General features: G+C 64.8%; 9 protein-coding genes and 1 tRNA gene. 7 read left to right on the forward strand and 3 right to left on the reverse strand.

What is annotated here, in order from left to right; all coding sequences use genetic code 11:
• Nucleotides 1–8: 8 nt before the first annotated feature.
• The 3 genes from HK108_RS19175 to HK108_RS01960 all read right to left on the reverse strand — a co-directional run bounded on the left by HK108_RS19175 (nt 9) and on the right by HK108_RS01960 (nt 4,595).
• Nucleotides 9–83: a 50S ribosomal protein bL37 gene (locus tag HK108_RS19175; RefSeq protein ID WP_098731028.1), complete on the reverse strand. Its 75-nt coding sequence runs from the start codon at nt 81–83 to the stop codon at nt 9–11.
• A 178-nt stretch (nt 84–261) separates the two neighbouring features.
• Nucleotides 262–876 carry a GDSL-type esterase/lipase family protein gene (locus HK108_RS01955; RefSeq protein WP_139466963.1) on the reverse strand — a complete coding sequence of 205 codons (615 nt, stop codon included), beginning with the start codon at nt 874–876 and terminating at the stop codon, nt 262–264.
• Nucleotides 873–4,595 carry a multifunctional oxoglutarate decarboxylase/oxoglutarate dehydrogenase thiamine pyrophosphate-binding subunit/dihydrolipoyllysine-residue succinyltransferase subunit gene (locus tag HK108_RS01960; RefSeq protein WP_139466964.1) on the reverse strand — a complete coding sequence of 1,241 codons (3,723 nt, stop codon included), beginning with the start codon at nt 4,593–4,595 and terminating at the stop codon, nt 873–875. The genes HK108_RS01955 and HK108_RS01960 overlap by 4 nt, the downstream gene beginning before the upstream one ends.
• A 102-nt stretch (nt 4,596–4,697) precedes the next feature.
• Here HK108_RS01960 and guaB1 point away from each other — a divergent pair, with 102 nt between their 5' ends.
• The 7 genes from guaB1 to HK108_RS01995 all read left to right on the forward strand — a co-directional run bounded on the left by guaB1 (nt 4,698) and on the right by HK108_RS01995 (nt 13,760).
• Nucleotides 4,698–6,155: a GMP reductase gene (gene guaB1, locus HK108_RS01965; protein ID WP_139907896.1), complete on the forward strand. Its 1,458-nt coding sequence runs from the start codon at nt 4,698–4,700 to the stop codon at nt 6,153–6,155.
• 131 nt (nt 6,156–6,286) lie between these two features.
• A complete protein-coding gene (locus tag HK108_RS01970) occupies nt 6,287–7,618 on the forward strand; it encodes a hemolysin family protein (protein WP_139466966.1) in 1,332 nt (443 codons plus the stop codon).
• A complete protein-coding gene (locus HK108_RS01975) occupies nt 7,615–8,676 on the forward strand; it encodes a hemolysin family protein (protein WP_101545483.1) in 1,062 nt (353 codons plus the stop codon). The genes HK108_RS01970 and HK108_RS01975 overlap by 4 nt, the downstream gene beginning before the upstream one ends.
• A gap of 416 nt (nt 8,677–9,092) precedes the next feature.
• On the forward strand, nt 9,093–10,130 hold the full coding sequence (locus HK108_RS01980; RefSeq protein ID WP_139466968.1) for a M15 family metallopeptidase: 1,038 nt from the start codon (nt 9,093–9,095) through the stop codon (nt 10,128–10,130).
• Between the two features lie 112 nt (nt 10,131–10,242).
• Nucleotides 10,243–10,318 (forward strand) — tRNA-Arg (locus HK108_RS01985).
• A 122-nt stretch (nt 10,319–10,440) separates the two neighbouring features.
• Complete coding sequence (locus tag HK108_RS01990; RefSeq protein WP_139466969.1) at nt 10,441–11,214, forward strand: ABC transporter ATP-binding protein; 774 nt, start codon at nt 10,441–10,443, stop codon at nt 11,212–11,214.
• Entirely contained in the window at nt 11,211–13,760 is a 2,550-nt protein-coding gene (locus HK108_RS01995; RefSeq protein ID WP_181270440.1) for an ABC transporter permease, read from the forward strand. The genes HK108_RS01990 and HK108_RS01995 overlap by 4 nt, the downstream gene beginning before the upstream one ends.
• The last annotated feature ends 18 nt before the right edge of the window (nt 13,761–13,778 follow it).

Below are 13,778 nucleotides of genomic sequence, written 5' to 3' on the forward strand. Positions count from 1 at the left end.
TCAGCGAATCATGCGTTTGGACGCTTGCCGTGGTTTGCTTTCTTACGGCGGCGATCGCGACGCTTACGGCCACGCTTGCTCATTGTGCCCTCCTTTGATAGACGCTCAATTGTCTCATGATCACCCGAGCAGAGCAAAGTCGGACCAGGTCACCCGCCTTGCCGAATTCGTCTGACAAGATAGATGATGCGACTGTCACGGCTGAGCTCTTCGTCGGCCGGGCACCCGCAGAGATCTTCGGTCGGGCACCTCATCGACGGCTCAGCTGTCGCCGAGGACGTCCTGGACTCCCAGCCAGTTGAACCAGCCGCGATGGAGAACCAGCCAGGCCAACAGACCGTATCCTTCCTGCGCCGGCAGATGGTCCCGCGACGATGCGACCTCGCGCTGCCACACGGGATGGCCGAGGAGGGGCGTGAAGGTGTCGACATAGGTGATGCCGCGCCGCTTGGCCACATCGGAGAAGCTGGCATTGAGCTCGGCGATGCGACGGTTGCGGTCACCGTCGTGTTCAGGCGGAGGGCCCAGCACGAACGTCGAGACCTTCCGAGCCAACGCCTCGTCGAGGATGTTGGCCACATCGAGCCGGGCCCTGGCCACCGAACGCCCCGAATCGAGATCCCCGGACCCCAGAGCCAGCACCAGACGATTGTCCCCTTCCCGAGTGAACCGCAGGGACGCCTCGGCGATGGTCCGACCGTGAAGACCAGCGGAATCCTCGGCCGGCACGGCCAGGGGATACACCTTGAGTTCAGGCAGACTCGGCAGAGTCCTCGCCGTCACCCGACCGACCCACCCGAGGCCACGGCCATCGCCGTGGCCGGCGACCAAAGGGCCTCCGACCACGGCGATGGTTGTGGTGACGTCGCTGCTCACCGGCTGAAGATCCGGTCGACGAGTTCCTTCTGCTGAGCTTCGTGGAAGTGCTTGAGCCCGGTCGAGGTGGCGGCAGAAGCGGCACGGGAGATGACCTTGACCTCACGGCCGCCGAGGAGCTCGGGCAGGTGCAGTGCCATGAACGGCCATGCACCCTGGTTCTCCGGCTCTTCCTGGGCCCAGACGATCTCGGCATCGGCCGGGAAGCGGTCGAGCACAGCGGTGATGGCCGCCTCGTCGAGCGGGTAGAGCTGCTCGAGGCGGACGAGCGCCATCTTCGTGTCGTTGTCCTTCTCCCGCTTGGCTTTGAGCTCCCAGTAGAGCTTGCCGGAGACGAGGACGACGCGCTCGACCTGCGAGGCATCGACGTCCGTATCGTCGATGACGGCCTGGAACCTGCCCGAGGTGAAGTCCTCCGGCGAGTTCGCGGCAGCCTTGAGGCGCAGCATCGACTTCGGGGTGAAGACGATGAGCGGACGCTTGTTCGTCGTCGAGGCGTGGCGACGCAGCAGGTGGAAGTACGAGGCGCCCGAGGACGGGTAGGCCACCGTCATATTGTTCTCCGCGCACAGCTGGAGGTAACGCTCGATGCGACCCGAGGAATGGTCGGGTCCCTGTCCCTCATAGCCGTGGGGCAGGAGCATGACGACACCGGAGTTCTGCTGCCACTTCTGCTCGGAGGAGGAGATGAACTCGTCGATGACGGTCTGCGCACCCTGTGCGAAGTCACCGAACTGAGCCTCCCACGCCACGAGGGCGTCCTTGCGTTCGACGGAGTAGCCGTATTCGAAGCCGACAGCGGCGTACTCGCTGAGCAGGGAGTCGTAGACCCAGAATCGAGCCTGCTCCTCGGTGAGGTTCTGCAGCGGCGTCCATTCGTTGCCGTTGACCGAGTCGATGAGCACCGAGTGGCGCTGGACGAAGGTCCCGCGACGGGAGTCCTGACCTGCCAGCCGCACCGGCACGCCGTCCATGAGCAGCGAACCGAAGGCCAGCAGCTCGGCGAAGCCCCAGTCGATTCCGCCCGACAGCGACATCTCCTTGCGCTTCTCGAGCAGCGCCCGCAGCTTCTTGTGAACCGTGAAGCCCTCGGGGATCTCGGTGAAGGCCTCGCCGATGCGCTGCAGCGTCTCGGGACTGATGGCCGTCTCGGCATCGTTGAAGGTCTCGATGTCGCTGGGCTCGTAGGGAGCGTTGAACGCTTCTCCGTCGTAGGAGCCGGTCTCGGCTTCCTTGGTCTCGGCGAAAGCCGATTCCAGCTTGGACTGGTAGTCCTTGAGCGCCTCGGCGGCCTCTTCGTCGGTGATGCACTTCCTGCCGACGAGGGATTCGGTGTAGAGCTTGCGCACCGAGCCCTTCTTCTCGATGAGGGAGTACATCGTCGGCTGGGTCATCGACGGATCGTCGCCCTCGTTGTGGCCGCGGCGGCGGTAGCACACGAGGTCGATGACGACGTCCCGGTTGAATTCCTGGCGGTATTCGAAGGCCAGGCGGGCCGCCCGGACGACGGCTTCGGGGTCATCGCCGTTGACGTGGAAGATCGGGGCGTTGATCGACTTGGCGACGTCCGTGCAGTAGAACGAGGACCGCGCCGAGGCGGGGGGAGTGGTGAACCCGACCTGGTTGTTGATGATGACGTGGACCGTTCCGCCGGTGCGGTAGCCGCGCAGCTCGGAGAGGTTGAGCGTCTCGGTGACCACACCCTGTCCGGCGAATGCGGCATCGCCGTGGACGAGGACCGGCAGTACGGTGAAGCCGGACTCGCCCTGGTCGACGAGATCCTGCTTGGCGCGCACGATGCCCTCGAGGACCGGATCGACGGTCTCGAGGTGGCTGGGGTTGGCCGCGACGTAGACGCCGGTGGTGTTGCCTGCCGGCGAGGTGAACGAACCCTTGGTGCCCAGGTGGTACTTCACATCGCCGGAGCCCTGGACGCTGTCCGGGGACATGGTTCCGTCGAACTCACGGAAGATCTGCGCATAGGACTTGCCGGCGATGTTCGTCAGCACGTTGAGGCGACCACGGTGGGCCATGCCGATGGCGACCTCGTCGAGGCCGGTGTCGGCGGACTGGTTGAGGATCTCGTCGAGCAGGACGATCGCAGATTCTCCGCCTTCGAGGCTGAAGCGCTTCTGTCCGATGTACTTCGTCTGGAGGAAGGTCTCGAAGGCCTCGGCGGCGTTGAGACGACCGAGGATGTGTCCCTGCTCCGAACGGGTGAGTTCCTGATGCGGGACCTCGATCTTCGACTGGAACCAACGGCGCTGGACCGGGTCGGCGATGTGCATGTATTCGAAGCCGGTGGTCCGGCAGTAGCTCTCACGCAGCAGTCCGAGGATGTTGCGGAAGGGCATCATCGGCTTCGATCCGAACCCGCCGGTGGGGAACTCGCGTTCGAGATCCCACAGGGTCAGACCGTGCTGATTGATGTCGAGATCCGGGTGGGACCGCTGACGATAGACGAGAGGATCGATATTGGCCATGAGGTGACCGCGCGTGCGGTAGGCATCGATGAGTTCGATGACGCGTGCGGTCTTGTTGACGTCGTCCTGGTCTTCGGCCGAGACGTCGGGAACCCAGCGCACCGGCTCGTAGGGCAGGCGCAGGGATTCGAAGACATCGTCGTAGAAGCCGTCTTCGCCGAGCAGGTAGCTGTGGACGAGCTTGAGGAACTCGCCCGAACCGGCTCCCTGGATCACGCGGTGATCGTAGGTCGAGGTCAGGGTCAGCACCTTGGACACGGCCAGAGAGTTGATGGTCTGCTGGCTGGCACCCTGGAACTCGGCGGGGTAGTCGAGCGCGCCGACACCGATGATGCAGCCTTGGCCCTTGGTCAGACGCGGAACGGAGTGGACCGTGCCGATTCCGCCGGGGTTCGTCAGCGAGACCGTGGTGCCGGCGAAGTCGTCGGCGGTGAGCTTGCCCTGCCGTGCCTTGTCGACGAGGCCGTCGTAGGCGTCGACGAACTGGCGGAAGGTCAGCGTCTCGGCCTTCTTGACGTTGGGCACCAGCAGGGTGCGTGATCCGTCCTTCTTCGGCACGTCGATGGCGAGGCCGAAGTTGATGTGGGCGGGGGAGACCATCACGGGCTTGCCGTCGCGGACGTCGTAGGAGACGTTCTGCGAGGGGAAGTTCTGCAGGGCGCGGATCACGGCGAATCCGATGAGGTGGGTGAAGGAGACCTTCCCGCCTCGGGTGCGCTTGAGGTGCGAGTTGATGACGATCCGGTTGTCGATGAGCGCCTTGGCAGGCAGGGCCCGGACCGAGGTGGCGGTCGGGACTTCGAGCGACTCATCCATGTTCTTGGCGATGAGCTTCGCGGGGCCGCGCAGGGGAGTGATCGTCTCCTCCGGTGCGGGCTTCGGTGCGGCTTCCTTCGCGGTGACCTTCGGCACGGACTTGGTCTCTGCCTTCAGCGTCTCGGACTCAGCCGAAGACGGGGAGACGCCGCGAGAGGTCTCACGGGAGGTCGCCGGGGCTGCAGCTGAAGCAGGGGCCTTGGCATCCGACTTATTCGCGGCCGGCTTCGCCTCCTGCTTGGCGGCGGGCTCGGCAGCGGACTGAGCGCCTCCGCCGTTCTTCTCGTACTTGTCGAAGAAGGGCCACCAGGACTGGTCGACCGAATTCTTATCTGACTTGTACTGCTCATACAATTCCTCGACCAGCCACTCATTCGACCCGAAGTCTTCAACGGTGCGGTTCGGAGTATTGACGGACACGGCGTTGATCGCCTACTTCCTGATTCAAGACTTGCTGCTTAACGACATCTCCAAGCCTAACGTGATGTGCCATCGAATGTGCAGTTAAGGGACAATAGTGTTATGCGTTTCATCTCAAATGACCCGAACACCGATCTCACCTACTCCGATGTCTTCCTCGTGCCGAACTCGTCGGCACTGACTTCGCGCTTCGAAGTCGACCTCACGGCGACCGATCCGACCGGGTCGACGACGCCGCTCGTCGCAGCGAATATGACTGCTGTGTCCGGTCGACGGATGGCGGAGACGATGGCACGTCGCGGGGGACTGGCGGTGCTGCCCCAGGACATTCCGCTGACCGCCGCGCAGGAGACCATCGCCTGGGTCAAGAGCCGCGACCGGATCTTCGAATCCGCGCTGCGCTTCTCGCCTGATGACACAGTGCTCAACGCTCTGCACGTGCTGGCCAAGCGTTCGCACGGCTTCGGCGTCGTCGTCGACGACGGGGGAAGGCTCGAAGGCATCATCAATGCTGCAGATCTGCGCGGAGTCGATCGCTTCACCTCGGTGGCGGAGCTGTTGGACTCCTCACCGCATGTCATCCGCGCTTCCGAGGTAGACTGGGAGGACGCTGCACAGCTGGAGTCCCTCTTCGAGTCGATGACGGAGTCGCGAGCCGAGTTCGCCGCTGTCGTCGACGATGAGAACACGGTGCTCGGCAGCCTGACTCCGAAGTCGCTGCTGCGCTCGTCCATCTACACGCCCAATGTCGACGATCGAGGACGGCTGAAGATCGCCGTGGCCATCGGCGTCAACGGTGCCGCGGTCGAACGTGCCGCTGCGTTGGTCGAAGCCGGCGCGGACGTCCTCGTCGTCGACACCGCCCATGGCCACCAGGTGAAGATGCTCGACACACTGTCGGCGATCGCGGATGCCGAGCTCGGGGTGCCGATCGTGGCCGGAAACGTCGTCACGGCCGAAGGGGTCCGCGACCTCGTCGCTGCCGGCGCCGACATCGTCAAGGTCGGAGTCGGCCCGGGAGCCATGTGCACGACCAGGATGATGACCGCGGTCGGTCGTCCCCAGTTCTCCGCAGTGCTCGAATGCGCCGAGGCGGCTCGCGAGCTGGGTGCCCACGTGTGGGCCGACGGCGGAGTCCGCTACCCCCGCGATGTCGCTCTGGCCCTGGCGGCCGGGGCCTCTCAGGTGATGGTCGGATCCTGGTTCGCCGGGACCCACGAATCGCCCGGCGACCTGCTCGTCGACGGAGAGGGTCGGAAGTACAAGGAGAGCTTCGGCATGGCTTCGGCTCGGGCCGTGGCCAACCGGACCAGAGCGGAATCGGCCTTTGCGCGCGCTCGGAAGGGACTGTTCGAAGAGGGCATCTCTTCGTCAACTATGTACATCGACCCTGAATCTCCTGGGGTCGAGGACCTGCTCGACGGCATCACTTCGGGCGTCCGCAGCTCCTGCACCTATGCCGGGGCCGGTGATCTCGGAGAATTCGCGCGTATGGCCGCGGTCGGTGTTCAGAGCGCCGCCGGCTACGAAGAGGGCCGACCGCTGTCGGGAAGTTGGTAAGATCTCCTCATGCACAGTGACAGTCCCGGCCGGCGGGAAGCCGGCGCCCCAGATGACGACCCTCACCCCGCGAGGGTCTCACACCTCAACTGCTCTGCTGAGCAGATAGCGATCGGCGGGGACAGTCACTGATGGAATGGATACTCCTCGCCCTCGCGCTGCTGCTCATCCTCGGCACCGGAGTCTTCGTCGCAGCCGAATTTTCGCTGCTGACGCTCGACCGCCATACAGCCGATAAAGCGGTTGAAGAAGGTGTCGTCGGCGCGAAGACGCTGCGGCGTTCGATGACCCACCTGTCCACCCAGCTCTCGGCAGCGCAGGTGGGCATCACGATCACCACTCTGCTCACCGGTTACCTCATGGAACCGTCCTTGGGCAGGCTGCTGGCGCCGCTGTTCGAGGCCTGGGGCGTCGGCCCCGGCCTCGCGGCCCCGCTGGCGCTGACCATCGCCCTCATCGTCTCCACCGTGGGATCGATGATCTTCGGAGAGCTAGTGCCGAAGAACCTCGCCATCGCTGTTCCGCTGGCGACCGGTCGCATCGCCGCACCGATGCAGTACGTCTTCTCGATCGTCTTCAAGCCCGTCATCGCCGTCCTCAACGGTACGGCGAACAAGATCCTCATGTCGATGGGCATCGAGCCGCAGGAAGAAGGCTCGGTGGGGCGTTCCCCGGAGGAGCTGACCTCACTCGTGCGGCACTCCGCCGAAGAGGGCGTGCTCGATGAGCAGACAGCAGGTCTGCTGGAGAGGACTCTGAGCTTCTCCGAGCGCACCGCGGAAGACGTGATGACTCCGCGCACGCGCATGTCCACGGTGGACAAGGACACCACGGCTCGACAGATCATCGAACAGGCTCGGGACACCGGATTCTCCCGGTTCCCCGTGGCTGACGAGGACAAGGACCACATCGTCGGAGTCGTTCACGTCAAACAGGCCTTCGCCGTGCCTCCGAGCAACCGCGACGACGCCTACGCAGGAGGGCTGATGACCGAGGTCCGTGAGATCCCGGAGACGCAGCGCCTCGACCCGCTGCTCTTGGAGCTGCGCGCCACCGGTCTGCAGATGGCTGTGGTCGTCGATGAGTTCGGCGGCACAGCTGGAGTGGTCACGCTCGAGGATGTCGTCGAGGAGCTCGTGGGCGAGGTCGCCGATGAGCACGATCGGATGCGCGTCGCGGCACGACCGGCTCGCGACGGCTCCTGGATCGTGCCCGGTCAGCTGCGGCCCGATGAGATCTCGTCGACGATAGGGGTCACGATCCCGGAGGACTCGGACTACGAGACTCTGGCCGGATTCGTCCTCAAGGAGCTCGGGCGGATTCCCGAACCGGGTGACGAGGTCCGGATGGACGATGCCCGCATCGTGGTCGAACGGATGCACGGACGACGCATCGAACGCCTCCGGGTGGTGCTGCGCGCCGCCGACGCAGGGGCTTTCGAAACCGGAGGTGAGACTCGATGAGCGCCGATTGGTTCGGACTGGTCTGGCTGGTCGTTCTCCTGCTGGGCAACTCCTTCTTCGTCGCCGCCGAATTCGCGATTGTCGCTGCCAAGCGATCACAGATCGAACCGCGAGCGGCCGAAGGCTCCGCGGCGGCCAAGACCGCTCTCTATGCGATGGAGCACGTATCACTGATGCTGGCGATCTGCCAGCTCGGCATCACCGTGTGCTCCCTGCTTTTGGGCAATGTGGCCGAACCGGCCATCCACCACCTGCTCGCCGGTCCCCTCGAGGGCCTGGGCATTCCCGCCGGACTGTCCTCGACGATCTCCTTCGTCCTGGCGCTCGGCGTCGTCACCTACCTGCACGTGGTCATCGGTGAGATGGTGCCGAAGAACCTGGCGCTTGCCGCCTCCGGCCAGGCCGTGATGCTGCTGGCGACACCGCTGGTGTTCCTGGCGCGGGTCTTCGGTTTCGTCATCCGCCCCCTCAACGGCCTGGCCAATGGGGTCCTCCACCTGTTCAAGATCGAGGCCCGTGACGAGGTCAATGAGGCCTATACGATCGAGCAGGTCGAATCGATCGTGGCCGAGTCGAAGCGCGAGGGACTGCTCAGTGATGATACTGGGCTGCTCAAGGGCGCCATCGAGTTCAGCGACAAGACTGCGTCCGACATCATGGTCCCGATGTCCGAACTCATCACGATCTCGGACAAGGTGACCCCGAACGAGCTTGTGACCTTGGTCGGCAAGACAGGCTTCTCCCGATACTTCGTCGTCGGTGACGACGGGTATCCGCAGGACTACCTCCACATCAAGGATGTCCTCTACGCGGACACCGAAGAGGCCTTCGACGCTCCAGTGCAGAGCAAGCGCTTCCGCCCCCTGTTCACGGTCACCGCCGATGACGAGGTCGAAGAGGCGCTGGCGCAGATGCAGAAGGCGGGAATCCATGTCGCCCGCGTCATCGACTCTCAGGCGCAGGTCCTCGGCCTGCTGTTCCTCGAAGACGTGCTCGAAGAGCTCGTCGGCGAAGTCCAGGACGCGATGCAGCGGGGACGATTCGACTTCCGCCGCTGAGCGTTCTGCGCCGGCCGATCCGCCCGGCTCACCCATTCGCCTAGACGGCGGCCTCCTGATTGCGGGGAGGCCGCCGTCGAGGCGTCGCGTCCGCTCCCGGCGCTGTGCCGGTGCGCGGGGCCATGTGTTCGGCCGTGAGCCCATGCCTGTGCTCGTGGGAAGTGCCGTTCGGCGCGGAGTCCCAGACGTGACCGACTGTGTAACGGTTCGTAACGAAACAGTGATTCAGGACAGCTGGAGTAGGGCGCCTGTAGTGATCTGTGACCATGCATCGTCAGGAAATGACCAGGTCACACGCTGTGTATGAACTGAAGGTGACATTCTGTAACGATGTCGTTATAGTGTTGTGACATAAGCTTTCGGGCGCCCGGCAGAGGGCTTCCACCGCACAATCTTCACCAACAGTATGGAGCACTATGTCGAGTGAGCTCTCGACCGTCGAGGCGCCGCCGGTCCGCCGACGTGATCTGCGGAAGCAGAACGCCTCTTCGCAGGTTTCGACGATCAACTCTTCGCATCCCGTGACATCGCAGTCGCGGAACAGCGCATCCGCAGCCCTCTCACCTCGTCGCGCGGCGATGGCCGCCGAGGCCCGCGCAGCAGTGGGCTCACCGCGACGGGCAGCGATGGCCAAAGAGGCTTCTCGACCGATGACCCCTGCGGGTCATACGTCGACGCTGGCCGCGGCTCAGCTCGGCAACCGCGGTTCCGACGGTTCGCTGCTGCGCTCGGTCCGCCGCCGTCAAGTCACCACCTTCTCCGCTCTGGCCACCGTCTCGGTCACCGGTACCGCCATCGCTGCCGTGATGGTCGCCGGCAACATGAGCGGCAACCAGGAAGTCAAGGTCGACGACACGGCTGCACAGTCCCAGCCGCGTGCGATCAACGCCGAATCGGTCTCCGCCGACATCAAGGTCGACGACGATGACAAGACCTCGATGACCATCGGCGCCCCGAGCGCCAAGCAGACCAAGGTCGACGCGGCGTCTCGCGCGATCACGAAGACCGTTCTGCCCGGCTGTGACGAAGCAGCCCCGAAGGGTGAGGCGAGCAACGGCGAGCTGCCCGACGGATGGCTGTGCGAGATCGGCGTGGGCAATCACAAGCTGCGCTCCGATGCGGCCGTGTCGTTCGCGAAGATGAACGCTGCCTTCAAGAAGGACACCGGCAAAGACCTCGCAGTCACCGACTCCTACCGTTCGCTGGAATCACAGGTCTCCGTCGCCGCACGCAAACCCGGCTTCGCGGCTCGTCCCGGAACCTCCAACCACGGTTGGGGCCTGGCACTGGACCTCGGCGCGGGAACGCAGAACGGAACCGGCCAGCAGTACGAATGGCTCGTCGCCAACGCCGAGAAGTTCGGGTGGGAGAATCCGGACTGGGCCAAGCGCAATTCCTATGAGCTCTGGCACTGGGAATACGTGCCCGGCCGCAAGGCTATGAAGGGTGCCTGATCTGCTCGAACATCGCTGATCACAGCCCTACGGCACCGCGGGCAGTCCTCGAGGACTGCCCGCGGTGCCGTTTTGGGAGGTGGTGCCCAACGGTGATAGAGTTGCATCCGTTGCCCGCGTAGCTCAGTGGATAGAGCGTCTGCCTCCGGAGCAGAAGGTCGTAGGTTCGAATCCTGTCGCGGGCACCACGACACCGCCCATCTCAACTTCTGAGGTGGGCGGTTCTGCATTCGCGGTCCGAGTGGTCGATGGTGCAGACAGGATCTAAGGTAGTCGGAGACGAGACCCGGACCGCGATGTGAGGCATACGATGTCGGAATCTGCTGAAGAGCCCGTCCAGACCGGCGCGGGGGACGATGAGATCGTCCTCCGAGCGCAGGGTCTGCGCAAGAGCTTCGGCCGCGGTGATACGGCAGTCGACGCTCTCGACGACATCAGCGTCGACTTCGAATCGGGACGCTTCACCGCCATCATGGGACCCTCCGGGTCCGGAAAATCGACGTTCATGCATGTGCTTGCCGGGCTCGACCGTGTCGATTCGGGTTCGATCATCATGCGCGGCCAGGACATCACCCGTCTCAACGACCGGCAGCTGACTCAGCTGCGGCGTGACCGCGTCGGCTTCATCTTCCAGGCCTTCAACCTCGTCCCGACGCTGAGCGCTGAACAGAACATCGAACTGCCGGTCTCGCTGGCCCGGAAGAAGATCGATCGCGAGTGGAAGGCCGAAGTGGTCGAACGCCTCGAACTCGGCGATCGGCTGCAGCATCGTCCGCACGAGCTCTCCGGCGGTCAGCAGCAGAGAGTCGCCGTGGCCCGGGCTCTGCTGACGCGACCGGATGTCATCTTCGCCGATGAGCCCACGGGAAACCTCGACTCCCATGCCGGAGCGGAGGTCCTGTCCCTGCTCGGTCGGGCCACGACCCTGTACGGGCAGACGATCATCATGGTCACCCACGACCCCGTCGCGGCATCGCACGCCGGCCGGGTCGTTCTGCTCAAGGACGGACGAGCCACGGGTGAAGTTCGTCAGCCGACGCGCGAGAGCGTGGTCACGGCGCTGAGTGAACTGAGCTCTCTGTGATCGCAGTCGCCCTCGCGCAGATTCGGATCCACTGGGCCCGATTCCTCGCAATCGGCCTCGGCATCGCATTGGCTTCCGGATTCGTCGCAACCACCCTGATCATCAATTCCTCGCTGCAGGACAGCCTCGAACACGCCGTCGGCCGTTCTTTCGAGAAAGCCGACCTCACCGTCGTCCCGGACAGAGACGTCTTCGTCGGGGGAGACGAGGCCTCTCCGCTGCTGCGCCCCTTGGCCGAAGTCGACGGGGTGGCTACCGCGTCGTTGTCGGCCCGCACAGTGACCACGGGCCGAGGTGCCGCATTCTCCGAATGCTCTTTTGCGCTGTCTCCGGTGCCCGCCGATGAACGGCTCGACACGTTCGATATGGTCTCCGGTCAGCGACCGGAAGCGACGACGGACCTCGTGCTCGACACTCGCACGGCCAGCGATCTCAACGTCGGAGTCGGCGATGAGATTCGCTTCACCGTCGATGCTGTGCCAGTGGAGAGCGGAAACGATGACATGCCGATCTACCGGGGTCCGAGTCAGAGCAGCGTCACCTTCTCCGTCGTGGGCATCGCCGAAATGGGGCAGGATCCGGCCCTGCCCGGCGCCACTCGAGCGCTGACGACAGCATCGGGCTATCAGGAGTATTTCGCCCAGCAGGGCGATGTCATCGCCATTCAGATCGCCCTCGAGAGCGGCGCGGACCCAGAGGCTGTGCGTACACAGCTGCAGAGGGTCATCGACGGTTCGGAACTGAGCGGCAGCCTCGAAGCGCTCTCCGTGGACGATGCCGTGAAAGCGAAGACCGACCGCCTCTCCGGCGGCAACGCTGTCGTGACCGGTCTCCTGCTCGTCTTCGCCGGAATCTCCGTCATCGTCGCCATCCTCGTCGTCTCCAACACCTTCTCCGTCATCGTCGCCGGACGCCGTCGGGAATTCGCTCTGCTGCGCTGCCTCGGCGCCACCCGCCTGCAGATGTACGGCTCGGTCGTGGCCGAAGGGCTCTTCGTCGGATTGCTCGGGTCGATCTTCGGTGTGCTCACCGGGGTCGTCGGCAGTCGCGGACTGATGGCTGTAGCGGTGCGCTACTGGCCGCAGGAGTTCCCCTACGACACTCTCACCGTTCCCGTCTCCGCCCTGGTCAGCGGTGTCGTCGTCGGTGCCCTGCTGACGATTGTGGCCACCATCCGACCGGCTCGCAGTGCCATCGCTGTGACACCGCTCGAAGCACTCCAGCCCTTCGACGCATCCATCTCGCCGAGCACCCGCGCTCGTCCGCGCCACCTCGTGGGTTTCGGCTGCATCGGGCTGGGTGTGGTTCTCGTCATCGTCTCGGTCTATGCGGTGTCGGCTTCGCAGCTCTGGATCCTCGGCGGAGCGCTGGGTGGGGGACTCGTGGTCACGGGGCTGGTCATCAGCGCGGCGAAGATCATCCCGCCCGTCGTCGCATGGACGGGGGAGGTGCTGTTCAGCCCTTGGGGCGTTCCCGGTCAGCTGGCGACCCTGAACACATTGCGCAATCCGCGTCGCACCGCGGCCACAGCCACGGCGCTCATCATCGGCGTGACCTTGGTGGCGACGATCCTCGTGGGCGGCATGTCGACGAAAGCGACGCTCAGCCACGGCCTCGACCAGCGTTATCCCGTTGACATCTCCGTGCCGCTGTCGGGCCTCGTCGATGATGACCAACTCGACGATGTGCGCGAGATCCCCGGCGTGTCCACCGCGGTCATCGCCCACCGCGCCGAGGCGGTCGAAGACTTCAAAGGCTCCCGTCCCGAGATCTTCGTCATCGACCCGGACAGCGCCGAGACCGTACTCGGAGACGCGGCCGCGAACATCGTGTCCGGACGGGTCACAGTCCCCGAAGACTATCCTTCACCGACAGTGCGGGTGAAAGGGCTCAACGAGATGAGCGTGCCCGTGCACAGGGACGGCCTCTCCAGTCTCGCCTTCTTCACCACCCCCGACGTCGGCAACGATCTCGGCATCTCGGCGACGACGACGGCCGTGCTCGTCCGCCTCGACGAGGATGTCGACGTCGACGAGATCACCCGCATCCGACAGTCCGTGGCCGAGACGCTCGACGTCTCCAGCGACGAGGTCGGCGGCTCGGCCGTCGCCCGGGGCGCCTATTCCGAACTCATTGATGTCATGCTCGCCGGGGCCGTGGCTCTGCTCTTCGTCTCCGTGGTCATCGCGCTCATCGGCGTCTCGAACACGGTCAGCCTCTCCGTCATCGAGCGCCGCCGGGAGAACGCGCTGATGCGGGCGCTGGGGCTGAGCCTTGCGCAGCTGCGGACTCTGCTGGCGCTCGAGGCGGTGCTCATCTCATCGGTGGCCGCACTGCTGGGACTCGTGCTCGGCGGTGCCCTGGGCATCGTCGGCACACGGTTGGTCACCCACGACTACTCCACCGACCTCATCGTCGACTTCTCTGCCCCGTCCTTCCTCGGCATCCTCGGCGTGGCGGTCGTCGCCGGCATCCTCTCCGCTCTGGCACCGGCCAGGCGAGCGTCCCGACTCTCACCGGTCGAAGGTCTCAAACTCGACTTCTGATGGGCCCCGGCCACCGAA

Origin of the sequence: Brevibacterium sediminis, assembly GCF_013623905.1 — a bacterium.
Taxonomy (GTDB): Bacteria; Actinomycetota; Actinomycetes; order Actinomycetales; family Brevibacteriaceae; genus Brevibacterium; species Brevibacterium sediminis.

Excerpts from the sequence above, each read along its gene's own strand:
- guaB1 (WP_139907896.1), top strand. The coding sequence starts at position 4,698 with ATGCGTTTCATCTCAAATGACCCGAACACCGATCTCACCTACTCCGAT.
- HK108_RS01970 (WP_139466966.1), top strand. The coding sequence starts at position 6,287 with ATGGAATGGATACTCCTCGCCCTCGCGCTGCTGCTCATCCTCGGCACC.
- HK108_RS01975 (WP_101545483.1), top strand. The coding sequence starts at position 7,615 with ATGAGCGCCGATTGGTTCGGACTGGTCTGGCTGGTCGTTCTCCTGCTG.
- HK108_RS01980 (WP_139466968.1), top strand. The coding sequence starts at position 9,093 with ATGTCGAGTGAGCTCTCGACCGTCGAGGCGCCGCCGGTCCGCCGACGT.
- HK108_RS01990 (WP_139466969.1), top strand. The coding sequence starts at position 10,441 with ATGTCGGAATCTGCTGAAGAGCCCGTCCAGACCGGCGCGGGGGACGAT.